The sequence below is a fragment of the Spirulina sp. CCY15215 genome (assembly GCF_016888125.1).
In the GTDB taxonomy this organism is placed as follows: Bacteria; Cyanobacteriota; Cyanobacteriia; order Cyanobacteriales; family Spirulinaceae; genus CCY15215.
Genome location: NZ_JACSWA010000358.1, coordinates 1 through 23047 on the forward strand (window position 1 = coordinate 1; position 23047 = coordinate 23047).

21 protein-coding genes and 1 pseudogene are annotated in these 23047 nt (G+C 41.6%); 11 read left to right on the forward strand and 11 right to left on the reverse strand.

Annotation, left to right across the window (positions count from 1 at the left end; genetic code table 11):
• Positions 1-375 precede the first annotated feature (375 nt).
• Positions 376-1227 (forward strand): DUF547 domain-containing protein, encoded by an 852-nt coding sequence (locus tag JUI58_RS09165; protein WP_204103468.1) that lies wholly within the window; start codon positions 376-378, stop codon positions 1225-1227.
• A 71-nt stretch (positions 1228-1298) separates the two neighbouring features.
• On the opposite strand, the gene plsY is transcribed toward JUI58_RS09165, so the two are convergent.
• From plsY to JUI58_RS09185, 4 genes are all read right to left on the reverse strand, one after another.
• A complete protein-coding gene (gene plsY / locus JUI58_RS09170; RefSeq protein WP_204103469.1) occupies positions 1299-1931 on the reverse strand; it encodes a glycerol-3-phosphate 1-O-acyltransferase PlsY in 633 nt (210 codons plus the stop codon).
• Positions 1932-2275: 344 nt separating this feature from the next.
• Positions 2276-3691, reverse strand: a complete 1416-nt coding sequence (locus tag JUI58_RS09175; protein WP_204103470.1) for a DUF3086 domain-containing protein — start codon at positions 3689-3691, stop codon at positions 2276-2278.
• Positions 3691-4071 (reverse strand): DUF3119 family protein, encoded by a 381-nt coding sequence (locus JUI58_RS09180; protein WP_204103471.1) that lies wholly within the window; start codon positions 4069-4071, stop codon positions 3691-3693. Before JUI58_RS09180 ends, JUI58_RS09175 begins: the two co-directional genes overlap by 1 nt.
• A 289-nt stretch (positions 4072-4360) precedes the next feature.
• Positions 4361-5959 (reverse strand): TerB family tellurite resistance protein, encoded by a 1599-nt coding sequence (locus tag JUI58_RS09185; protein WP_204103472.1) that lies wholly within the window; start codon positions 5957-5959, stop codon positions 4361-4363.
• Between the two features lie 94 nt (positions 5960-6053).
• On the opposite strand from JUI58_RS09185, the gene JUI58_RS09190 reads away from it, so the two are divergent.
• The 3 genes from JUI58_RS09190 (at position 6054) to JUI58_RS09200 (ending at position 7994) form a co-directional block, all read left to right on the forward strand.
• The gene (locus JUI58_RS09190) at positions 6054-7322 is read left to right on the forward strand and encodes a hypothetical protein (protein WP_204103473.1); all 1269 of its coding nucleotides are present in this window, start codon (positions 6054-6056) and stop codon (positions 7320-7322) included.
• A gap of 146 nt (positions 7323-7468) precedes the next feature.
• Positions 7469-7669, forward strand: a complete 201-nt coding sequence (locus JUI58_RS09195; protein WP_204103474.1) for a hypothetical protein — start codon at positions 7469-7471, stop codon at positions 7667-7669.
• Complete coding sequence (locus JUI58_RS09200) at positions 7656-7994, forward strand: type II toxin-antitoxin system PemK/MazF family toxin (protein WP_204103475.1); 339 nt, start codon at positions 7656-7658, stop codon at positions 7992-7994. The genes JUI58_RS09195 and JUI58_RS09200 overlap by 14 nt, the downstream gene beginning before the upstream one ends.
• 191 nt (positions 7995-8185) lie before the next feature.
• On the opposite strand, the gene JUI58_RS09205 is transcribed toward JUI58_RS09200, so the two are convergent.
• On the reverse strand, positions 8186-8938 hold the full coding sequence (locus tag JUI58_RS09205) for a hypothetical protein (RefSeq protein WP_204103476.1): 753 nt from the start codon (positions 8936-8938) through the stop codon (positions 8186-8188).
• 7 nt (positions 8939-8945) lie between these two features.
• A complete protein-coding gene (locus JUI58_RS09210) occupies positions 8946-9371 on the reverse strand; it encodes a hypothetical protein (RefSeq protein WP_204103477.1) in 426 nt (141 codons plus the stop codon).
• 86 nt (positions 9372-9457) lie between these two features.
• On the opposite strand from JUI58_RS09210, the gene JUI58_RS09215 reads away from it, so the two are divergent.
• Positions 9458-9682 carry a hypothetical protein gene (locus JUI58_RS09215; protein WP_204103478.1) on the forward strand — a complete coding sequence of 75 codons (225 nt, stop codon included), beginning with the start codon at positions 9458-9460 and terminating at the stop codon, positions 9680-9682.
• Entirely contained in the window at positions 9679-9987 is a 309-nt protein-coding gene (locus JUI58_RS09220; RefSeq protein ID WP_204103479.1) for a type II toxin-antitoxin system RelE/ParE family toxin, read from the forward strand. The genes JUI58_RS09215 and JUI58_RS09220 overlap by 4 nt, the downstream gene beginning before the upstream one ends.
• A gap of 71 nt (positions 9988-10058) precedes the next feature.
• On the opposite strand, the gene JUI58_RS09225 is transcribed toward JUI58_RS09220, so the two are convergent.
• From JUI58_RS09225 to JUI58_RS09240, 4 genes and pseudogenes are all read right to left on the reverse strand, one after another.
• Positions 10059-10289, reverse strand: a complete 231-nt coding sequence (locus tag JUI58_RS09225) for a hypothetical protein (RefSeq protein ID WP_204103480.1) — start codon at positions 10287-10289, stop codon at positions 10059-10061.
• A gap of 172 nt (positions 10290-10461) precedes the next feature.
• A complete protein-coding gene (locus tag JUI58_RS09230) occupies positions 10462-10800 on the reverse strand; it encodes a XisI protein (protein ID WP_204103481.1) in 339 nt (112 codons plus the stop codon).
• Positions 10785-11205, reverse strand: a pseudogene (locus JUI58_RS09235) (element excision factor XisH family protein). Before JUI58_RS09235 ends, JUI58_RS09230 begins: the two are co-directional and overlap by 16 nt.
• A 106-nt stretch (positions 11206-11311) precedes the next feature.
• Positions 11312-11473 (reverse strand): hypothetical protein, encoded by a 162-nt coding sequence (locus tag JUI58_RS09240; RefSeq protein ID WP_204103483.1) that lies wholly within the window; start codon positions 11471-11473, stop codon positions 11312-11314.
• A 12-nt stretch (positions 11474-11485) separates the two neighbouring features.
• Here JUI58_RS09240 and JUI58_RS09245 point away from each other — a divergent pair, with 12 nt between their 5' ends.
• Together JUI58_RS09245 and JUI58_RS09250 are read left to right on the forward strand one after the other, a co-directional pair.
• Complete coding sequence (locus JUI58_RS09245; RefSeq protein WP_239121357.1) at positions 11486-12601, forward strand: DUF262 domain-containing protein; 1116 nt, start codon at positions 11486-11488, stop codon at positions 12599-12601.
• Positions 12594-13241, forward strand: a complete 648-nt coding sequence (locus JUI58_RS09250) for an MAE_28990/MAE_18760 family HEPN-like nuclease (protein ID WP_204103484.1) — start codon at positions 12594-12596, stop codon at positions 13239-13241. The genes JUI58_RS09245 and JUI58_RS09250 overlap by 8 nt, the downstream gene beginning before the upstream one ends.
• 368 nt (positions 13242-13609) lie before the next feature.
• On the opposite strand, the gene JUI58_RS09255 is transcribed toward JUI58_RS09250, so the two are convergent.
• A complete protein-coding gene (locus JUI58_RS09255; RefSeq protein WP_204103485.1) occupies positions 13610-18376 on the reverse strand; it encodes a glutamate synthase-related protein in 4767 nt (1588 codons plus the stop codon).
• 369 nt (positions 18377-18745) lie between these two features.
• Between JUI58_RS09255 and JUI58_RS09260 the strand changes: the two genes are divergently transcribed.
• The 3 genes from JUI58_RS09260 (at position 18746) to JUI58_RS09270 (ending at position 23036) form a co-directional block, all read left to right on the forward strand.
• The gene (locus JUI58_RS09260; protein ID WP_204103486.1) at positions 18746-20722 is read left to right on the forward strand and encodes a phosphodiester glycosidase family protein; all 1977 of its coding nucleotides are present in this window, start codon (positions 18746-18748) and stop codon (positions 20720-20722) included.
• 69 nt (positions 20723-20791) lie between these two features.
• Complete coding sequence (locus JUI58_RS09265) at positions 20792-21643, forward strand: Uma2 family endonuclease (RefSeq protein ID WP_204103487.1); 852 nt, start codon at positions 20792-20794, stop codon at positions 21641-21643.
• An 82-nt stretch (positions 21644-21725) separates the two neighbouring features.
• Positions 21726-23036, forward strand: a complete 1311-nt coding sequence (locus JUI58_RS09270) for a tetratricopeptide repeat protein (protein WP_204103488.1) — start codon at positions 21726-21728, stop codon at positions 23034-23036.
• Positions 23037-23047 lie beyond the last annotated feature (11 nt).

Sequence of the window (23047 nt, forward strand, 5' to 3'; positions counted from 1 at the left end):
GTTTCTCGAATAATTAGAACTCTAGTTTCTCGAATAATTAGAACTCTAGTTTCTCGAATAATTAGAACTCTAGTTTCTCGAATAATTAGAACTCTAGGGAGCGAGACGCTCCCACTACAATACCCGATCGGTGAGGTAGTGGGAGCATCTTGCTCGCTGTTTTTAAAAACTTATGGCCTTTTCGCTGTTTTTAAAAACTTATAGCCTTTTCAGGATTTTCTCAGATCGTCATGGGATAAAGATAGTTAAGCTGTTACGCATTTAAAGCGCCGATTTTACAGGCTGAACCCTTTTGACAGCTTAGATCGAGCCAGAAATTTGAATGATTAACAGCTTATAAACATAGTAGTAAGTTCCAAACTCTTTCTTAAAACCATGAATTTAACTAAATATCTTATTATTGTCGGTTTTACGCTTCCTCTTCTCACGGGATGCAATTCTCTCCCTTTTCTACAAGCGGCTACTCCAGAAAATGCGATCGAAGAAACGCGATCGCAAGATTTTAATTTTACTTACGATGAATATGCCGATGTTCTGAAAACCTATGTTGATGAGGATGGTTTTGTGGATTATAAAGGACTACAACTCAATCGACAAAAACTAGATCGCTTTAATCAATCTCTCGCTTTGGTTTCCCAAGAAATGTATGATTCTTGGAATGAAAAGGAACAAATCGCATTTTGGACTAATGCTTATAATTCTTTTACTTTACAATCCATTATCGATCAAGAACCTTTAAAAAGTAGTATTAAGGATATTTTAGGGGTTTGGAAAGGCCGCCGTTTCCAAATTGCTGAACAATCCAAAACTTTAGATGATATCGAACATAAAACCTTACGACCTAATTATAATGAACCGCGAATTCATGCTGTCATTAATTGCGCTTCGATTAGTTGTCCCATTCTCCGAACTGAACCCTATACTGGAGAGAAATTAGAGGAACAACTAGAAGAACAAACACAAAACTGGATTTCTAGCCCTCACGGTATGCAAATCGATCGCGAAAAAAATATTGTTTCTCTCTCTTCTCTTTTTGATTGGTTTGGTAGCGATTGGGAAAAAGATTATAGTGTAGAAGAAGGCAAATTTACGGGTAATAACAAACAACGGGCAACTTTAAACTTTATCAGTAACTATGTTAGCGATCGCGATCGCCAATACCTAGAAGCGGGAGAATATGAAATTCGCTATCTCGATTACAATTGGAATCTAAACATTCAAAAATAACTGACAAGGCAATACTCTACAATTGTAGAATATTGCCCCTATTGTTTAACATTTGTCTAACATTGAGTTATTTAGATTTGTTTGCCGATCGCAGGTTCTGTACCTATTAGCAAGCGTTCGATGTTACTGCGATGGCGTATAATAACATAAAACCCTGCAATGGCTGCGAAGAGGCAATAAGGTAGGGGTTGATGAAAGAAAACCATCAAAATATTAACCGCAAATGCCCCAGAGATAGAACCTAAAGAAACAATATGACGGAGTGCCAATACCAGTCCAAAAACGGTTAAAGTTCCCAAAGCAACCAAAGGATTCATAACAAATAAAACCCCCAAACTGGTTGCTACAGATTTTCCTCCTTTAAATTGTAGCCAAATAGATTTGCTATGACCGAGAATAACTAATATACCTACTAAAGTTACTAACCAAGGTTGCCAACTTAAAGGTAAAAGATCGCCGTTGGTCATCTCATAAAATACACGAACGAAAAGTAAGGCGATCGCGCCTTTCAAAATATCAATCGCCAATACTGCGATCGCCGCTTCTTTGCCGACGCTTCGTAATACATTTGTTGCCCCCGTCGAACCAGAACCGCATTGCCGAATATCAATTCCTTTGAGGGATTTAGCGATTAAATATCCCGTAGGTAAAGATCCTAACAAATAAGCGGTTAACCCAAAACATCCGCAAATTATCCAAGCCATTGACAAATTCCCCAATTTGTAAAAAAACGGTGTTAATTCAGTTTTATCCGACAGATTTTCAGTTAGCAGACCTGCCAACGCGATCGGAATAAATTCTTAATAAAAACAGGGGTGACTTAACCTTGCCTCTTGAAGATTAGTTTCGAGTACAAGGTTATTACCCAAATTATTACCCAGGTTATTACCTGAGAGAAAACGCAAAAAATTGCTTAATTCACAATACAACACTACAAAACCTAAATTTCGTCCTGCCTGCCCAATTTTGAGGCAGGCATAATTGCCAACTGCAAATTCGATCCAACTCTATGCGAGATTAACAGTTATCCTATCACTCAATTTGCAAATTAATACCCATAGCTAGAAATTTGGGTGGGATCTGGGGCAAATGCCAGCCACAAGGGGAATTGCAACAGGGATAAATTTACCATATCTTCGGTTTCATCCATCAGGATTAAGGGAAGTTGCTTCTCCTCAACCAAGCGATCGGCTTTCTGTACAAGGGCTTCTGGCGACTCAAACAAACTAATGCCTCGGTTTGGTCCAAAATCGCTACGAGAAATGCCCAAACAGTCTTGTAAACCCCTGCGCCATTCTCCTAAGCGTTCAGGTGTATTGGCAAGGACTAGAATTCGCAGGCGATCGTCGTAGATTTGCCGGAGTGAGGAAATTGTCGCCGAGGCAATAAGGATATTTTGCAAGCGACTTCCCATCGATCGCACGGTACCGCGTCCCCCTTGTTTAAAAAACCACTGTTGCACTCGTTCTGCGTGAATCGGTTCAAATGTTCGCCGCAGTTGCCAGGGGGGACCGTAATAGTCGGGACGAGTGCGATAGCGATCGAGAATACTATTAATTTGCCGTTGCTGTTCTTTAAAGCCTTGTTTTGCAAATTGGGGGTTGGGGGCTTCTGGTTCGGAAATGCGTGGCGATCGCCCTTCTCGGGGTGGTTGTTCTCGGGGGGCGCGATATTCCGGTAAGTCCAATTGTTCGGCAGTGGTCGCTAAATCTTGCAGGCTTCCCACCAGATAGTTTTTGAAACTCTGAACGCGAATGGAGATATCTTGGGAAACTCCCGAGAAACTCTTACTAATTTCTTCTCGCACGCGATCGCGTCGTTTGTACAGTTTTTCGAGTTCCGCTTGTAAGTTTTCTCGCCGTTCTTCCAGTTCTTTTGTTCCACTAAGAATCATCGAGGCGATCGCCTCTTGCACAGCAGTTGTTTCCGAGGCCAGCAAAAGTTCTCGTTTCCTATCAAGGGCATTCACTTCAGCTTCGAGTGAGGCTTTGCGCTGTTCTAGATCGGCAATACTTTCCTTGAGAGTTTCTTTACGTTGTCGGTTTTCTGTATTGTCTTCTTCGGGAGGAATGGGTTCTGCTTCGATAACCCGAAAAGCAACCGATTCAATTTCTACATCTTCCGGTTTTTCCTCAGCACTTGCTAATATTTCCTCTGTTTCTGATGTTTCTGAGGAAGATATTTCTGGCTGAGTTTCTGATGATTTGACAACGGGGGATACGCGATCGGGCAAGGGTTGTAAGGGGACATCTGCCGAAGCGGTTTCCGGTTCGGATACTGCGGGAGAAGATCCTAATTCTAAATTTTCTAAATTGACTGCTTTCGACTCAGAGGAAGAACTTGCAGAGGAAGTCCCCAAAGTTGTTAATTCAGGGAGGGGTTGTAGCTTGCTTTCCTCGGCTGCATCTTCAGAAGGCCAATTGCTAGATTCTTGTTCGGGGAGAGAATGTTCGTCTGAATTCATCAATCAACGCGAGGTAACGGTTCTAGGCAGTTTTTCAAGGCTTGAGGGTCAAAAAGAACGGGCAGAAAATGAATGCTTTTAACTTCTTTAAAATAGAACAAAATGGGAACAGGATGCCAATAAATTCGCCAATTTAGCCAGTCTTGATAAGGAAAATGGCGGATTAATTTTTCTCCTCGATAGACATCTAACGCTGTTTTGCCAAAGCGCAAGCGCAGGGTAGCGGCTTGGAAGAGGAGAAATAAACCAAAAAGGGCGATCGCACCTCCCAGCCAAGGCAGAAAGAGAATTAACGGTAACGACCCAATTACTACCGCTAACGGTAAAGTATAGCTGGGTGTCAGTTCAATTGTCCCAGAAGCAGAATTCACAGCCGTCATAATTATTCATAATTGTTTACCAAAAAAAGCCCTCGACTGGATTTGAATCGGCGACCCTTCCCTTACGAGTGTAACGGAAGGTTGTTCAATATTTACAATCGCACCAACCAATGCGATCGCGCTTTCCTATTCTGACATATCTGCGCGATCGCCTTTCCATGAGAAACTTAATTTTATTTTTCAGGAGTGCGATCGCCTTCCCATGAGAGACTTAATTTTATTTTTCAGGAGTGCGATCGCCAAAAACCATCATAGTTTTGTTGCAACTATTTTTTTTCAACTCTATCAGTTAATCTAAAACTACTCTAATTTGAGTTTGTAATTCATCAATATGTTTGTTTTTTTGTTCAATCCATAGCATTTCTTGTTCTCGTTGTTCAGGAGTTCTTTGTTGAAACTGTTCTTGTATTTCTAGAAAATTTTCGTATAATAAAATTGTCTTGTGTGCTAGTTCAGAAACTGATTGAACTCTCTGAATGATCGCCATTTCTATCACGTCACTTATTTTTTCAATCAGCTTTTCTTGAGACTGATTAAACTTTTCCCAAACTTTATCAAATACTTTTTGCGAAATAGAAGTTTGCTGAGGAAGTAAATGCCCACCAATTCCAAACTTTCCTACGAATCCACTCATACTTCCTAAGACAGAATCTGTGAAATCAGATGCAAGCTCAAACACATTAAATGAGTCTTCTGTATTGCTCAATTCTTTTGAAATATGTTCCGAAAAATTTTGCTTAGAATTCACTTTTTCAAGCTCTATAATAAGAGATTTTGCTAGAGTTTGGTTGCTCTGATCGTGTATGAATTCAATATTTTGAGAGATAATTTTTAGACATTTTTTAACAGTTTTTAGTCTATCTTGCAAAATTTTATCTATCCAAACTTCAATCTCATTTTTGATTGTTTTTGTTGCATGATTCGCATATTCTTCAGTTATTTTTGTCTTGTCTTCTATCTCATTTTCTTGGATAGGTAAACTTCTTAAATATTTCCACTGAACAGATTCTTTTAATGCACTTATATACTCATTCCAATTTTGTATAGTTTCTGATTTCAACCTTTTTTTATCTTCATTGACTATATTGTTCAATTGACTATAACAGCCACTGCATTCACCAATTTTCAGCCAAATTTGTTCTTGACTAATTTTACTTCCATCAGTTTGTGTTTGTAATTTCTCTTTTGCTTTTGTTAATTCGCTAAGGCATAGTTGTAATAATTCTGTAACTTTATTTGCGGATTTTTGGAGTGTCTTAGAATAGAATTTTGTATCATTTGTATCACTTTCTTTTTGGTGAGGTAATTTTTGTAAGATTTTTCTAACTTCATCACAGAAAATTGGTTCGAGGTGTTTAAAGTCTTCTAACTTGAGTAACGAACGAACATTTAAAATTGCTCTAGAATCTGGAGATGTATTGCGTCCAAATCCAGATTCTATAACAGCTAAGTGTTCTGTATGAATTCCAATTTTCTTAGATATTGCTGTTAAGTATGATTTTTCCCTATCACCGACTGTCCCTTCACAAGACGCAACTTGATAAGCTAAAGCAACACAAAACATTTTTTCTCCATCAGATAATGGTTGGGTTAGTAAGAATAATTTCTCGATACTTGTATGGATTTGCTGCTTTTGCGTTCCTGTAATCAGTAATTGTACCCATTGAAACTCGTCAATTCCCGCAGGTGTCAAGCGATCGATTACTTTCTGAAATTGTTGTTTCTCTTCACTGGTAATCGTACCATCAGCATAAATAGTCCCTAATAGAATAGGGATTAAACTTGCTAGAAAAAAAATTGAGGGGCTAAAGATAGCAGGATCAATTTTTTTATTTGTGATATTGCTAAGTATTGCAAGAGTTTCGGGATGCTTTTTCAAATCTTTCATAAGATATAACAATTGAAATAACCTTATGAGCAAAGTATAGTATACTAGGTAAGCCTATAATGTAAAATTTTGTTACCTACATTAATTAAGTACAATGCTTCCCTCAAACTTGCTTTTTACTTTCCGTCCCGAACACATGGCTGGTTTAATCAATGGGACACTCAAGATAGTAACTTCCAATGGTGTTGCCCTTGGGATGGTTCGTGATGCTGCAACTGGCCGTTTTATTGCTCATGCCGTTGGAACTGGCTTAAATCCTTTAATTGGGGTTGTAAATCCTGTGGGATTTATAATGGGGGGTATACAGATGATTCAAACCCACCGAGGATTTCAGAAAGTTTTGGGAGAATTGAATCTTGTTCAAGCTAGTATTGGAGTGCTACAAACAACCACTGCATTTATTGGTGTGGGTACCGTTGCAGGTGTTGCCCTTTCAGCCGTCAACCTTTGGCAAATTCTAAAACTTAGAGAAGATGTCAAGAACTTACGTCTAGAAGTTAAAGATGGCTTTTTGGATTTAAAACAGGCTTTAAAAGATCAAGAATCGGCAATTCTACAACGCATTAATGATGTTGCTAACGATATCAAATTTGAACAACATCGTCTGGTTCTCGTACAAGCCTATGGTAATTTTACTCAAGCTGTACAGCGCTTACGATCTGCTTTGAAGGTTTCCGATCCAACTCGTAGAAATGCTGAAATTGATGCTGTGCGAGGAATGCTTTATCAAGCCTTGGCAGAATATACTAATCCTCAATTGGTTGCTGACTTGAGTGCAGCAGGTTGGTTGCGACGTGCTGAGTGTAGTTGGCTAATTTCCCAAGTTATCATTCTGACTTATCACTTGCAAAATGAGATGAATGCAGTCAGCGATCGCCTTCAAAATCTACAAAACCAAATTAGCCAAGACTTAAGAACCATTATTGATCGTTGCAACTCTTCAGAAGAACTTGATTTTTTGTTTCCTGAAATTACCAGACTAAAAAACCATGATGTAGCGATTTTAAGAACTTGGCAAGCTCATGTTGATTGGATTCAAGAACTTTCTCCCTCTGAAATGCAAGAACTAGAAAATTTAGAAGCCGATCGCATTGAAAACGTGCAAGTAGATGTTTTAATAAAACCTGAAGAAATCTCAAGCTATGAAAATTTTAAAGAGAAATCGCACTATTTTGCATTACGGGATCAGCTTCGTTTTATGGTAAACCCCAAATCCCGTCGAGACCCTGAAGTTTATATTAGTCAAATGGCAACTAATACTGGACGAAAAGCCTTAGTACCTTCTAATTGGTTAGAAGTCCCCGATTTTACTGTAGCTAATCTTTATTGGTATTTCAAGCAACAAGAAACGGCGATCTCATAAAAAAAATCAATTCACTTCTTTGTTTATTCTAATCGACTAACCGAGTGATCGCGATCGCCTTCCCATGAGAAACTTAATTTTATTTTTCAGAAGTGCGATCGCAGAATACGGTAAAATTCAAAGACGCGATACTGAATGTAAGAATAATGACAAATTCAGAATCAGTTTTATTGGAAAAACTGCGTCGTTTACCTCCAGAACAGATTGAGGTTGTCGAACAGTTTATTGATGAATTATTAGTGCAAAGAGAAAAACGATTTTTAGTGCGTTCTGCTATGACACTCTCAGAAAATTCATTAGCAAAAATATGGGACAATTCTGAGGACGCAGAATATGACAATTTATAAGTTTGGAGATGTTATTTTAGTTCCGTTTCCTTTCACCGACCAAACAACTATCAAAAAGCGTCCGGCTATTGTTATCAGTTCTGATATGTATAATCAAATTCATATCGATCTCATCGCAATGGCAATTACCAGCCAATTGAAAAGTACGCTCATTTTAGGAGAGATTGTAGTTAATGATTGGAGTGCAGCAGGTTTGCTTAAGCCTTCAATCATCAAACCTGTTGTAATGACGGTAGAAAAAGGATTGATACTGAGGAAATTGGGAAAATTAGAGGAGAGCGATCGCTTGGAATTAAAGAAGACATTACAATCTATTTTTGGTTAAAACAATGCGATCGCGCTTTCCTATTCTGACACATCTGCGCGATCGCTTTCCCATGAGAGACTTAATTTTATTTTTCAGGAGTGCGATTTCACAAAATTGTTTAAAAAGCAAGAGTTTGTTACTTTTTTTAATAGAAGTGCGATCGCCTTTCCATGAGAGACTTAATTGATTATTAAGCGAGATCGCTTTGGTTAATTTAATTCTTTCAAATGAGTAGGTAAATCAATTTCTTGGAAATTTTCAACGGGTTCGGGAGGAATACCGGAAAGCTCTTGTATATCACGAATTTTTCGAGTGAGCATTGTTATAAATGTTGCATTTTTGCCTAATTTTAGAATCTCCTCTTTATTGAAAACAACGATATATTTCTGAGTTTTAGCATGAAAAATAACTTGACGTAGTTTACAATCGCTAATTTTTCTTTGTCTACTTTCTTGTTCTTTTATTGGAAAGCCTGTTGCTCCTTCTAAAGTAAAAAATATGCCCAATCCGCATCCAGTTAGATTTGACTCCATAATACTGCAAAGTCTGGCAAAATCTTTGTCTTGTAATTTATCTTTTCGAGCTTTAGATTCGGTAATAATCCCTCGTTGAGTAAAATCGAGATAGAGCAATTTACAAACAGTCATCCATTGTTGGTTATCTCCAGTCACTAAAAGATCGTATTGAGACCCTGCTGATTGAAAACTTTTAAAACTGGTTGCACCTTTCAATCCTTGAAAAACAAGATAGACGATTTGCTCTAATAAGTTTCCTCGCTTTTTAAGTTGAGATTGACTGGGATTTTTGATATTGAGATTATTGGCAAATTTTTCTAAGTAGTTGGGGAGTCTTTTGTCAGCCGTATAACAATAAGATGCCAATTTATCTGTTGCTGGATCGTTTCTATCTAATTTTTCTAAGTTAGAGAGAATCGCATTCACAAATTCTTCTTGATTTGCCATAAACTAATTAAACAAACTCAATTGAATCTTTAGCTTTTGCTAAAATGTCAAAAAACAATTCATCATAATTCTTAACTTCTTTCTCGCACGCTGGACAAGACCAAGGCAAATTGGGAAAACCTTCACCATAAGGAATTGCAGCAACAGGAACATTCGGTTTGCATTGATGATAGATTAAAAGTTGATTTTGGCAAAGTTTTTCTGCTTCTAAAATGACTAAAATTTCTAACGCAAGGGTATAATTCAGATCGAGGAGTGCTGCTAATTGATGAGCCGTTGCAGTTTTATCGGGATCTGTAAAGTGTTTGCTCAACTTCGCTTTTTGGTCGCTAGAAAGAAATTCTAATCGCTGGTGACATTGCAAGCGAAGTAGGGCTGGAGGTCTAGAAATCATCTTTTGTCCTCGTGCTGTTGAGCGATCGCGCTCTCCCATTCTGACATATTTTACGCGATCGCGACACTCTCCTCTGCTCTATTTTTTGCTAAGATAGAAAGAATGATAAGTTGGAAGGAATTTATATGACTGCACTTAATCTCTTGCGATCGCTAAAATTTCAAGAACTTGAAGGAAAACAAGTGGCCATTTTAGAGTTAGAAGATTGGCACAATTTATTAAATTTCTTGGAAACTCTAGAAGATATTCAAATTGTTAAAACGGCTTTGCACGACCTGCAAGAAACAGAAGGAGATCGCCAAAAGGCAGGTTGGTTAAAATGGAATGAAGTTGAAGAGGAGTTAGAGTGAGTCAATACGAAATTTATATTACACCGGAAACCTTTCAAACCATTAAAAAACTTCCCGGTAATATTAAGCAGAGAATTAAACGAGAGATTAAAGGATTAGGAGATGCACCGCGTCCTAGCAGTAGTAAAGTTTTAGATATTCCGGATATTGAGACCGAAATTAGAAGATTGCGATTAGACAATTGGCGAATAATTTACGCGATCGCTGAAACTGAGAAAATTATCGATATTTTAGCTGTTCGTAAGCGTCCTCCCTATGATTATGAAGATTTAGAGGAGTTATTGACAGACTTTGAGGATGATTAGGCGATCGCGCTTCCCTATTCTGACATATCTACGAGATCGCCTTTCCGAACTTCTTGTACAATTTCTAGAAATCACTCCTTCAGCAACTTCAAAAGATTTAACATCGGAAGTTCCCGCAGTGAACAGTTAGAACATCTCATGATTTTACTCAAGACTCGCGCTCTTGATTCTTTCAATCGTTGAGTTAAGGCTAATTTTAATTCAATAAATGTATTTTCTTCTGGGGAAAGCTGTAAAAACTCGGTAGTATTGCTAACTTTCCAACCTGCTGCTTCTAAACGTTGACGTTTCGCTTCATCCATTCGATTTTCCTCCTTTACTGAATTGCATCATATTGCTTAAGTCGTTTTTGGCAATTGGCGATCGCGCTTTCGTATTCTGACATATCTGTGCGAACCGCTTTCACAAAATTGTTCAAAAAGCAAGAATTTGTTGCTTTTCTTAATGAAAGTGCGATCGCTTCTTTTAATTACCTTAACTCACCGCAAATCCTGTATGTTCTCTTATTTTAGGATGGCGAAAACCGAGAACAATATCTTGTTTGGGAATTCCGGCTTCTATTAGATCCGTTGCGACTCCTTCTTCTGTATCATCATATTGAATCCAGATTTTATCGTTAATCAGATCGATATGAATGGGTGTTGCGTGTAAGTATTTGCGATCGCTCCAACCGATATCTAAGACTAAATAGCGCCCTCTTTCGTCATCAAATAGAACATGAGAATGATAGCGATCGGGAATAGAATCTCGGAATTCAGCATGTTCTCGTAAGATATTTTTAATGATTTCTTTGTATTTTATTGTGGTATCCATTGAATAATTTCCTCCTGTTCTGGATCGAAAACAATTAAGCGAAGGACTTGATTTCTAAGTAGAATTTGTCCTAATTCTATCGTAAAAACGCGCTTTGAAAGCATCTTGGGAAATTGCAAGATATAAAAGGCGATCGATTTTTATCTCATTCATCACTTGACGATATAGAGTATACTGTCCTAATGCTTGCTCTAAGTCTTTAACATCAGACTGTCCGATAAAGCTCTTAATTTCAATAACAATTTTTTCTGTTCCTTTTTCTGCACTAATCAAACGTTCTACACCCAAATCAACAGACAAGCGTTTATTCCCTACAACCAAGGGAAAAGGATCGTGAGTGATTTTCCATCCATCTTTTTCTAAGGCACGTTTCACAGTATTGTGATAAATATCTCTTCTTGCCATATTAATTATACAATCACTTTCTCAGTTTGGATTTGTTGCGATCGCACTTTCCTATTCTGACACATCAGTGCGATCTCGATCGCACCTCCCATGAGAGACTTGTATTTTATGATTTTAGCGATCGCCAGAAATCATCATGTTTAATTCCTCCCGTTTTTTGTATTCTTTCCTCTGCTTCGGTTAAGATTTGATTTAATGCTGCATTATCGGATAGTGCCAAACTTTCTAGATCGGATTCTTTAGCTCGTGCTAAAATACCAGAAAACAATAGAAAAACACAATGATTGATATTGATATTGCCGAAAAAATTGATGAAGTTGTTGGAGAAGTGAATATCGTCACTTTTGACATGACTTTTGGGGAAATTGTTCACTTATATGAAGCGGAGGAGTTTATTATTCAGCCTGAATATCAACGCCTTTTTCGCTGGACAGACGAACAAAAATCGCGTTTAATTGAATCTATTTTACTGAATTTTCCCATACCACAGATTTTTGTAATTGAGCGATCGGATTCAGTTTTTGAGCTTATAGATGGCTTACAACGAATTAGCTCAGTTATTCAATTTATGAATCCTTCCATTTTGAAATTAGGTTCTACTCCAGACAGTTTTCCACCTCTTGTCCTCCAAGGCTGCGATCTAGTTAAAAATTTGAATGGCTATACATTTGAAAAATTACCTTTAAGGCTTAAACTAACTATTAAGCGATCTGCAATAAGAATGGTTATTATTAAAAAGAAAAGTCAAGATTTTCTTCGATATGCAATGTTTAAACGATTAAATACAGGAGGGGCAAATCTAGAACCCCAAGAAATCCGCAATTGTTCTGCTAGAATGATGGGAGATAAAGGAATTAGTTTTTATACCTTTTTGAGCGAAAAAGCTCAACATCCTTCGTTTAAAAACTGTACCAAAACATTATCCCGATCCGCTCGAGAAAAAAGAGGTGATGAAGAACTTGTGTTAAGATTTTTCGCAAGTAAAAATGCTCCAGGTTTGTTTAACGAAAATATAACAGATTGGTTAGATGATTATATGGAAAAGATAATTCTTGAAGACAATTTTGAGTATGAACGGGAAGAAACACTCTTTGATAAAGTATTTACATTTCTAGAACAAACTATGGGAGAAGACGCTTTTATACAATATCGTGATGGAAATCCCTATAGAGATCTAGCCCCTACTTATTATGAGGCAATAACAGTCGGAACAGTTAGAGTTTTAGAAAAAATTCAAACGTTATCCCATGATACGATCAAGCAAAAAATAGTTGAAACTGTACAAAGCGATCTCTTTAAAAGCTATACAGGTTCGGGAACAAGTAAACAAAGCAAACTACAAGGTCGAATCAAAACTATTGAAGATGCCCTATTAGAGTTAGTTGAAAATGAGTGATTATTGGATTAAACAACTAGAAGATGATATAGAATGGAGAGAAAAAGAACTTAGCTTATTAAAGTTCCAAGTCCTTCAAGCATCTACAAAAAAAGATCCGCGTCAATATAAAATCCTCTTACGAGCAATTAGTGTCATGCTTTATGCACATTATGAAGGGTTTTGTAAGTTTGCATGGGATATCTATCTAGAAGCTCTTGCAAGAAAAGGAATTAAAAGAAAAGAATGCAAAGACAATATTGTTAAATTATCTCTTAAAAGCGAGTTTGGTCAACTTAGAAAAGATTTATCTTCTGATAAGATATGGGATTTTGCACAAACATTTCATTCTACTTTGCTAGAGAAAAAATTAGTTTTTACGCAGAAACTCGGTACTCAATCTAATCTTAGACCAACATTATTTATATCTAATATAAATGAAGTTGAGCTAAACTGTACTCTGGCAAATTTCTATAAAAATGAATTGGACGCATTAGTGGATAATCGAAATAGTATTGCTCATGGGGAAAACTTTAAAATATCAAATATTGCTGAGTATCAAAAGTATGAACAAATTGCTATAGAAGTAATGTATGAATTAGCTATTTCAATTATTGATGCTTTAGAAAAAAAATTATATTTAAAGACTCCTACTCCTTAGCTAAACTGAAAAAAACTTGACAAGAACTGAGTAAATCTGGTACAATGGGGGTAGTAAGTATATTTTTTAGTACAGATGATAATTTTAGTTCTAAACTTAACAACTATTCTAAATGGAAAAATTAAACAACAAACAAAAGCGAACTCTAAGCCAAGAGTCTCGTGTTCTATCTTTAATTCGTTTATCAATAATCTGCTTCTTTATTCTTGCCATTATCGAGCCAGATATACGCCCAAATTTTGCTGAGTTAGCAAAACTTGGTATTACTGGCATAGTTGGCTGGTTATGCCCACGAACAGAGGAAAGTTAATTTAGTGACAAAAGGGAGCTGATATAAATCAGTTCCCTTTTCTTATAGGTTTAAACTATCACACAGAGGAAAGAGCTTTTTCCTCACTCGCCACAGCACTCGCTTCCGGCGTATCAGCCTCCGAAGGCGGTACTACTTGCCAGAACTTGCCTAAATACTCAGACCAGTTCGCCAGAATAGCCTTCGCCTTCGCACTTCCGGTTCGTTCTGCATGGGCAGAAATCAACCCCTTCAACTGTGCCTCACCTGCGGGAGTTGTCACACGCTGAATTGAGACGATCTCTGGGTTGACCCGGGCGGCAAACTTGCCATCCTCATCGAGGAAATAGCCTAAACCTCCCGTCATCCCGGCACCGACGTTGCGCCCCACAGAACCGATCGCCACGATCGTTCCACCAGTCATATATTCACAACAGTGATCGCCGGCACCTTCAATCACCGCGACACCCTTGGAATTCCGTACCGCAAAACGTTCGCCCGCCCGTCCGTTGGCGTATAATGTACCGCCAGTGGAACCGTATAAGCAGGTATTGCCCACGATCGCATTCTCGGAAGGGTCGTAGGTGGCTTCAGCAGGAGGAGTGAGAATAATTTCACCCCCGTGCATTCCTTTACCCACATAGTCATTCGCCACCCCAGATAGGCGCAGAATCATGCCAGGTAAATTAAACGCCCCGAAACTCTGACCCGCAGCCCCTTTGAAGTTCAAATTCAATTGACCCTCAAAGCCTCCATTGCCGTAGCGTTTGGCGATTTCCCCGGCGATCCGGGTTCCCGTGGCGCGATCGGTGTTCACAATGTCAATTTCCTTCGTTACCGCCCCTTGATGGGCGATCGCATTTGCAATTTCTGCATCTTTCAAGAGGCGATCGTCTAACACGGGACCATTACTGTGAACTGGTTCGTGGTTTAAGAAGGTGCGATCTTCAGTGACAGGAGGCAGGGTAAAACAGGTTAAATTTAAGTGTTGGGTTTTGGTCACTTGTTTACCGCGCACTTTCAGCAAATTAGAACGCCCGATGACTTCCAATAGACTGCGATAGCCCAATTTTGCCAATAATTGCCGCACTTCTTCCGCGACAAACAAGAAGAAATTCACTACATGATCTGGGGTGCCGGGGAAACGCTTGCGAAGTCGTTCTTGTTGCGTCGCGACTCCCACCGGGCATTGATTGGTATGACAGACTCGTGCCATAATGCAGCCTTCCGCCACCATGGCCACGGAACCGAAGCCATACTCCTCTGCCCCCATTAACGCCGCGATCAGGACATCGTAGCCGGTTTTCAGACCGCCATCAGCACGCAATAAGACGCGATCGCGCAGGCCATTTTCCATCAGCATTCGGTGAACTTCCGTGACTCCCAATTCCCAAGGGACTCCCGCGTGTTTGATGGAAGATAAGGGAGATGCCCCAGTACCGCCATCATGTCCGGAAATTTGAATCACATCGGCATTGGCTTTGGCAACCCCCGCAGCTACGGTACCGATGCCAATTTCTGCCACTAATTTCACGGAAACTTTCGCTTCTGGGTTAATTTGATGCAAGTCAAAAATCAACTGGGACAGGTCTTCAATGGAGTAAATATCGTGGTGAGGAGGAGGAGAAATTAAAGGAACTCCTGCTTTCGATCGCCGCAACATGGCGATATAAGAACTCACTTTCGGTCCCGGCAATTGTCCCCCTTCTCCCGGTTTTGCCCCTTGCGCCACCTTAATTTCTAGCTGTTTACCATTCATTAAGTATTCCGGTGTCACCCCAAAGCGCCCCGAAGCAACCTGTTTGGTAAAGGAGGAAGCACTATCGCCGTTTCGCAGTCCTTTTAGGTGAGGGAAGGTGGGAGAATGTCCGTTTTCGTCCACATCGTTAATGGTGAGGAAGCGTTGGGGGTCTTCTCCTCCTTCTCCGGAGTTGGATTTTCCTCCTAAACGGTTCATGGCGATCGCCAATCCTTCATGTGCTTCTCGCGACAATGACCCCAAGGACATCGCCCCAGTACAGAAGCGTTTGACGATTTCTTCTACGGATTCCACTTCATTGAGGGGAATGGAAGCGCGATCGCTTTTGAAGTCCAACAAATCCCGCAAAGCCGTGGGGGGACGGCCTTCCATGTATTGTAAATAGGTTTCGTAATGGTCGTAATTCTCGGCAATTAACTCACTTCCCTCTTTCCCCCCCTTATTAAGGGGGGTTAGGGGGGATTCCTTATTAAGGGGGGTTAGGGGGGATTCCTTATTAAGGGATTCATTGCGGCTCTTTTTCATCTCCTCGAAACCCCGCACCGCCTTATGTAAGGATTTGGCCATTTCAGGAGAACCCATGTGATATTCTCCACCGGGTTTATAGTTAATAAAGCCGAAATTCTTTAACTTTTTATCTGCCAATTCTGGGAAGGCGCGATGATGAAACGCACAAATTTCTTTGGCCAGATCGGACAAATTCATGCCGCCTAAACGGGAAGTTGTACCATTGAAACTCAGATTTACAACTTCTTCACCCAAGCCGATCGCCTCAAAGATTTGCGCCCCATGATAGGAAGACAGCAGGGAAATTCCCATCTTCGAGAGAATTTTCAGCAGTCCCGCTTCAACCGCCTTGCGATATTGAATTTGGGCGGTTACTACGGTCATTTGGGGAACTCGTCCGTTCTCCATTAACTTCTGAGTTTTAGGATTATGCCACCAACCGCGAATGGTTTCCAAGGCCAAATAGGGACAAATTGCCGAGGCACCATTTCCCACCAAACAAGCAAAATGATGGGTACTCCAACATTGTGCCGTATCTACCACTAAAGAAGCCCTCAGCCGCAATCCTTCGCGAATCAAATGATGGTGAACTGCACCCACTGCCAACAACGGCGGAATATATAGGCTATCTTGATTCATCATGGTTAATTGAGCGTCGCTGCGGGAAACGCGATCGCTTAAAATGAGAATCTTACTGCCTGCTTTGACTGATTCTGCGGCATTGTTGCACAGTTTCTTCAGGGCTGCTTCTAAGCCATTTAACCCCGTTGCTACATCAAAGAGAGTAGATAGTTCCGTGACAGCAAACCCAGAGGCTTTAATTTCCTCTAACTCTGCATTGTTCAAAATCGGGGTTTCGATTTTGAGAACTTTCGCGCTTTCCGGTTGAATTTCTAGGAGATTGCCGCGATCGCCTAATGTCATATTCAAGGACATGACTAAACTTTCTCGCAAAGGGTCGATTGGTGGGTTTGTTACCTGTGCGAAACGTTGTTTAAAATAGTCGTAAAGTAAGCGAGGCTTATTCGACAACACAGCTAGAGGGATATCATCTCCCATACAAAAGGTCGGTTCTTTCCCGAGAGTCGCCATCGGTACGACAATCATATCGACATCTTCTGCGGTGTAGCCAAATGCCGTTTGCGTCTGCAATAATTCCGTGGCTTCTAAAGTTGGCGTTTCCGTGAAAGACTGGGGAGACACTTGCACCCGATGCGCTTTCACCCACTCTCCATAGGGATGCTGTTTGGCGATCCGTTCCTTAATTTGCCAATTTTTCAGCACTTCATGGGAGTCTAGGTCTACTGCAATGGTTTGACCGGGCCCGAGTCTGCCCTTTTCCACGATATCCGCTTCCGGCAGTTCGACCACCCCGGCTTCCGAGGAAACGACGATGTAATTATCCTTAGTAATACAGTAGCGGGCGGGGCGCAAACCGTTGCGATCCAAAGTTGCCCCAATGGTTTTACCATCGCTGAACACCAATAAAGCGGGACCGTCCCAAGGTTCTTGAATGCTGCTGTAATAGTCGTAAAAGCCGACAATTTCTGGGCGATCGTCCAAATCTGGTTGATTCTGATATGCCTCTGGGACGAGAATCATGGCCGCTTCTAAAGGCGATCGCCCGGTTCGGACCAACAATTCCATCGCGCTATCCAAGTTCGAGGAATCGCTGTTCTCTTGATTAACAATGGGGGTTAAGCCTTTTAACTCTGTAGAAGTCCAGCCTGGGAAGTTCAGATGATTTTGCCGTGCCGCCATCCAGTTAATATTCCCCAGAAGGGTGTTTATTTCGCCGTTATGCCCCAATAAACGCATGGGTTGAGCTAGATACCATTTGGGCATGGTATTGGTGCTGAAGCGGCGATGATAGACGGCAAAGGCGCTGCGATAATCGGGGTTCGCTAAATCCTTGTAAAACTGCTCTAAAATCTCAGCGCGAACCATCCCCTTGTAAACGAGGGTACGACAGGAGAAAGAACAGATGTAGAAATCATCGCTTAAGCGCTTACCGACGCGACTGCGGGCAATGTAGAGGGCGCGATCGAGTTCATCTCCGGCCAAGGTTGAAGATGTTACCATGACCTGTTCGATGCGAGGTAAATTTTCTTTCGCCTGTCGTCCCAATATTTCTGGAATAATGGGAACTTCTCGCCAGCCCAAGAACTCTAATTTTTCCCCCTTAACCACTTCTTCAATGTACTTGCGATGTTCTTTCGCTTTTGCCTCATCTTGCGGTAGGAAAACCATCCCTACCCCCAACCGATCCAGGCCGGGCATTGTAATATTATTCTCGCTAAACCATATTTGAAATACTTCTCGGGGAATTCCGGTCATCACCCCAGAACCGTCTCCTGTATCGCGATCGGCACTACAGGCACCCCGATGTTCCAAGCACCCCAAAGCAATTAAAGATTGTTGGACGAGTTTATGCGTTCTTTTGCCGGTCGGATCGGCGATAAAGCCAACACCACAGGCATCCCGTTCTTCTACCAGCCAAGGTTGACCGGGATAGGGATGTTCGGCAACGGAGAGGGTTGAGTGTTGCCGAAGCGAAGAGAAAGAGTTTCGGTTTTCCATATTTACGACTTGACTTAAACGAACAATAGCAACTTGGGGAAGGAGACAAGATTGAATCAAACGAAATGGCGAGAGACTATGAATTCTAGCCAGCTACATTTCTGAACCGCAAACGGCACAACTCAAAATGGATCTGGCGTATAAAAAAGGGGAAATAGTGTTTCCGCTTGTCTTTTGCCCTCGCAGAGTCTCTGGGATCGATCCCACTGCGCTTTGCGTAGCAATCGATTGTAATACGATCTTGCGATTCAATTAAGGTTAGTCTGAACATTATCATGGGGAATGCTTGAACTTGGCAAATTTTTCACATTATTTTCGATCGCCAACCCATCCAAGAAATCGCGTTTCGATCGCTAGGAGAGAAAAAGTATGAGTATGGAGAATCAGTATCGTAACCGAGGGCGCAGCCGCCACTTACGGCGCAGGAGAAGGGGTAGAATGTCTTTGCGCTTGGGATTGGCGATCGCGATCGCGCTACTCACTTTCGCGTTATTAATTTCCAGTTTATCGATGGCGCGAATGGTTTTCACAGCAGGCGATCGCCCTCCCCCATCTCCGTATCCTACAGCCCTACTGGTGGCCAATGATTCCCCGGTTGAAGCTGCCCCGGTTGAAGTTACTTCTGCGATCGCCATCGAGAAAGGCGATCGCCTCTCCCTGAATGGTAAAACCTTTTCTGGGGCCTGGATCCAGTGGCAAAATGGGGACGAGACAAGAACTGGACTCAGCGATACTGCGACGGAAGCCATTTTAGGTATCGAGTTACTCGACACGGAGGATGCAAATATTCAACCCATGCGCTGGTTTGGCATCTCTCAAACCTTATCCGTCCATTTTATCGATGCTTACCGCTATCTCGATATTACGGATATCCTCACAGAGATTAACTGCCAAGTGCAAACCCATGAAAGTATTTTAAGTATCGATTTTGCTCCTCCCAGAATTAACAATATCGAACAACAACATCAGGGGGAAGGAGGAAAAATGACGATTTCTCTCGATCGCCCCACATTTTGGCAAGTCAGCCAAAATCCCAAGGAAGGAGTTGTCATGCTGGAAGGAAGCAATATCGCTGAGTTGCCCCTTGATGGTAGCGAAAATGGCAGCCAATTTCAACATCTGTTTTTATTTCCCCAACTCTTCCCTTCCCGCCAAAATCAACCTGCAAAACTGAATGCGAAGATCGAACTAGAAAAATTACGCACTAAAATCCAGATTGACCTACCGGAAGGCAACCAACTCCAAGTAACCTCGACGGCTTCTCCTCCCCAACTTATCGTTGATGTCCGTCCCGATGCCCTGGCAGAACGAAATATTATTGTTGCACCTGGAATGCGCTGGCAGCAACGTTATGTTCCTTCTGATAATACCCGTTTTCCCGTCACTTCCTTAGAATTTAATCCCCGCGATCCTAATATTGCCCTGAGACCGATTTGGGGCAACCCGCGATCGATGCAGGGCACCGAACCTTTAGTGACGATGGGACGGCAGTGGCAAGCCTTTGCAGCCATTAATGGGGGCTTTTTCAATCGTGATAATCGTTTGCCTCTGGGGGCTATTCGTCGGGATGAAAAATGGTTTTCGGGGCCGATTTTGAATCGGGGGGCGATCGCCTGGGATGACGCGGGGAATGTGGCGATCGGGCGTTTATATCTGCGGGAAACCCTTGTCACCTCAACTCGTCAACGCTTGTTTGTGCTTTTCCTCAATAGCGGCTACTTACAGGCAGGAATTGCCCGTTATACCTCGGAATGGGGGGCGCAATATACCCCTCTCACCGATAACGAAACGATTGTTCTAGTGGAAGGCGATCGGGTTACGCAACAGCTTCCGGGGGGAAAAGCGGGACAGTCAGCATTTCCCATTCCTTCCGGGGGTTATCTTCTCACGATTCGCGGGGGCAGTGCTTCCTCTCGGGATCTGGCGGTAGGAACTCAGGTGAGTCTTGAAAGCGAAACCGTACCGCCCAATTTTGGCAATTATCCCCAGATTATGGGGGCGGGTCCCCTTTTACTCCAAAATGGACAAATTGCCCTCAATGCAAGCGATGAAAAGTTTAGCAATGCTTTCAATGGTCAAGCAGCCTCTCGCAGTCTTATCGGCATAACTCGCCAAGGTACTTTAATCATTGCTGCTATTCACAATCGTCCTGGGGGACGGGGACCCACTCTCAATGAACTGGCTCGGCTGGCTTTAAATTTGGGCATGGTGGATGCGTTAAATTTAGATGGGGGAAGTTCTACTTCTTTTTACTTGGGAGGTCAACTGGTCGATCGCTCTGCCGTTACTGCCGCCCGCGTTCATAATGGGATTGGGATTTATCTGAAAAGCGCCAACTCTCGTTAGCGATCTGTCATTCTGTATAATTCTGTATAATAGAGTCAATTTGTTTGACTCTTTCTTAACTTTGAGGCAATGGTACAACAACTTTTTCCTCCTTCCATTCAAGAAGACCTTATCTATCCCGATAGCGACGGTAAACCTTTGGCTGATAATACCACTCAATTACGGTTAATTTTTACCATTAAAGGGGGTCTCGATGCTCTCTTTAAAGACAGAGATGATGTGTTTATTGCTGCGGATCTCTTGTGGTATCCGGTTAAGTTAACCAAATCTGAAATTATTACTCAAAAAAAGCCGAAAAAACAAGCGCCCGATGTGATGGTCGTATTCGGACGACCGAAGGGAGACCGAGGTTCTTATATGCAGTGGAAAGAGGATAATATTGCTCCGCAGGTGGCTTTTGAAATTCTTTCTCCCGGTAATCCAAAAGCAGATATGGAGACCAAATTTGATTTTTATCAAGAGCATGGTGTCGAGGAATATTACTTGTATAATCCGAAAAAGAATCTGCTGCAAGGATGGTTGAGACAGGGGAAGAAGTTGAAAGAAATTGCTCAAATGGACGGCTGGAGAAGTCCACTGTTAGGCATAAGGTTGAGTACAAGTGAGGGAGATTTAGCTTTATTTCATCCCAATGGGGAGCGTTTTGTTGATTATGTTACGGTGGTTGAACAACGCGATCGCGAACGATTAGAAAAAGAGCGGGAAAAACAAAGGGCTATTCTGGCTGAAAACGATCGCGATCGCGAACAATTTGAGAAAGAACTCGAAAAACAAAGAGCCGATCGCGAACAATTGGAGAAAGAACGAGAAAAACAAAGAGCCGATCGCGAACAATTGGAAAAAGAACAAATCCAATCCGAGTTACAAAAACTACAAGAAAAACTAAAACAGTTGAATATCGATCTCGATTCTCTCACTTGATTCTTGATAGCGCAATGGTATTTTTTCTCACTATTCTAGAGGCGCGATCGCCATTTTCAGCCAATCTACTCAGAGGGACAATATGACAGAAGATTTTTACCAAGAAGGACTCGCAAAAGCCAAGCTGGGGGACTATCTAGGGGCGATCGCGGCATTTACCCAAGCCCTGCAATGCAATCCCTATTTTGCCGATATTTATTACCAACGCGGTTTGGCTTATTTTGACACGGGGGAATTACATCAAGCCAGTTTTGACTATTCCCAAGCAATCGATCGCGATCGCGACCATTTTTCAGCCTACTACAGCCGCGCTTTAGTTCGTGTCGCCTTGAAAAATCTACCCGGTGCGTTGGAAGATATTGAATGCGCCCTTCGTCTCAAGGATAACTCTGCCCCAGCCCATCAATTACGAGGAACGATCCGGCGTAAAATGGGAGATGGTTCCAGTGCAGTTCTCAGTTTTAAACGAGCAGGAGAACTTTATCTCGCACAAAATGATAGTGAGAGTTGTCGTCGTTGTTTAGCACAAATTGAACAACTCAAACCAAAAACGCCTTCCCCCACTCCTCCCACTTCTCCCACTCCTCCCACTTCCCACGCTTCCCAAAAAGAATACTACCTTCAGCTTTTAGAACGGGCAGAAAAAGGGGACGATCGCCAAGCCATTCAAGATTTAGATTGGTTGCTGCAAGTGGATTCTCTTGATGCCCGCGCTTATTGCTGTCGTGGTATTCTGAAAGGTAGAAAAGGCGATCACCACGGTGCGATCGCGGACTTTAATCAAGCCTTGCGACTCAATCCCCAAGATGATATTGCCTATCGTAATCGAGGTAAAATACGCAGCCAACTGGGGGATAATGGGGGCGCGATCGCGGACTTCGATCGCGCTTTACAAATTGATTCTCACAATGCTTTGCTATTCTCTGCCCGGGGAGATGCTTATCAAGCTAACAATAATTACCAAGATGCGATCTTAGATTATTCGCGATCGCTGGAATTGAATCCCGAAAATGCGGAAGTTTATCTCTCTCGCGCCAAAGTTTACGAGTATTTAGAGGACAAAGAGAAGGCGATCGCCGATTATCAACAAGCGGCGGATCGCTTTTGTGAGAAAGAAGATTGGACGAGTTACCAACTCGCCTTAAATGGGCTGAAAAAATTCCAATGGTTTCTACCGCGATCGGTCGTTTCAGAAGGTTCTGATATTCCTCAAATCTCAACACCTTATGTTCAATCAAATGCCTCTCATCGACAACTTTTAACTCTTGTTGGAGGTCATTGGTCCCTTGCTGAACGCTTAATTGGCCAAGCTAAATATGATTATCCTGGAAAATCTGAGATTTGGTATTTAGAAAAGGTAATTTGCGATATTGAACGCGATCGGGGTACGTAGGGGTTTGGTCT

What these genes read in the sequence shown, in the direction of transcription:
- JUI58_RS09165 (WP_204103468.1), top strand. Translation starts at nt 376, where the DNA reads ATGAATTTAACTAAATATCTTATTATTGTCGGTTTTACGCTTCCTCTT.
- plsY (WP_204103469.1), bottom strand. Translation starts at nt 1,931, where the DNA reads ATGGCTTGGATAATTTGCGGATGTTTTGGGTTAACCGCTTATTTGTTA.
- JUI58_RS09175 (WP_204103470.1), bottom strand. Translation starts at nt 3,691, where the DNA reads ATGAATTCAGACGAACATTCTCTCCCCGAACAAGAATCTAGCAATTGG.
- JUI58_RS09180 (WP_204103471.1), bottom strand. Translation starts at nt 4,071, where the DNA reads ATGACGGCTGTGAATTCTGCTTCTGGGACAATTGAACTGACACCCAGC.
- JUI58_RS09185 (WP_204103472.1), bottom strand. Translation starts at nt 5,959, where the DNA reads ATGAAAGATTTGAAAAAGCATCCCGAAACTCTTGCAATACTTAGCAAT.
- JUI58_RS09190 (WP_204103473.1), top strand. Translation starts at nt 6,054, where the DNA reads ATGCTTCCCTCAAACTTGCTTTTTACTTTCCGTCCCGAACACATGGCT.
- JUI58_RS09195 (WP_204103474.1), top strand. Translation starts at nt 7,469, where the DNA reads ATGACAAATTCAGAATCAGTTTTATTGGAAAAACTGCGTCGTTTACCT.
- JUI58_RS09200 (WP_204103475.1), top strand. Translation starts at nt 7,656, where the DNA reads ATGACAATTTATAAGTTTGGAGATGTTATTTTAGTTCCGTTTCCTTTC.
- JUI58_RS09205 (WP_204103476.1), bottom strand. Translation starts at nt 8,938, where the DNA reads ATGGCAAATCAAGAAGAATTTGTGAATGCGATTCTCTCTAACTTAGAA.
- JUI58_RS09210 (WP_204103477.1), bottom strand. Translation starts at nt 9,371, where the DNA reads ATGGGAGAGCGCGATCGCTCAACAGCACGAGGACAAAAGATGATTTCT.
- JUI58_RS09215 (WP_204103478.1), top strand. Translation starts at nt 9,458, where the DNA reads ATGACTGCACTTAATCTCTTGCGATCGCTAAAATTTCAAGAACTTGAA.
- JUI58_RS09225 (WP_204103480.1), bottom strand. Translation starts at nt 10,289, where the DNA reads ATGGATGAAGCGAAACGTCAACGTTTAGAAGCAGCAGGTTGGAAAGTT.
- JUI58_RS09230 (WP_204103481.1), bottom strand. Translation starts at nt 10,800, where the DNA reads ATGGATACCACAATAAAATACAAAGAAATCATTAAAAATATCTTACGA.
- JUI58_RS09245 (WP_239121357.1), top strand. Translation starts at nt 11,486, where the DNA reads ATGATTGATATTGATATTGCCGAAAAAATTGATGAAGTTGTTGGAGAA.
- JUI58_RS09250 (WP_204103484.1), top strand. Translation starts at nt 12,594, where the DNA reads ATGAGTGATTATTGGATTAAACAACTAGAAGATGATATAGAATGGAGA.
- JUI58_RS09255 (WP_204103485.1), bottom strand. Translation starts at nt 18,376, where the DNA reads ATGGAAAACCGAAACTCTTTCTCTTCGCTTCGGCAACACTCAACCCTC.
- JUI58_RS09260 (WP_204103486.1), top strand. Translation starts at nt 18,746, where the DNA reads ATGAGTATGGAGAATCAGTATCGTAACCGAGGGCGCAGCCGCCACTTA.
- JUI58_RS09265 (WP_204103487.1), top strand. Translation starts at nt 20,792, where the DNA reads ATGGTACAACAACTTTTTCCTCCTTCCATTCAAGAAGACCTTATCTAT.
- JUI58_RS09270 (WP_204103488.1), top strand. Translation starts at nt 21,726, where the DNA reads ATGACAGAAGATTTTTACCAAGAAGGACTCGCAAAAGCCAAGCTGGGG.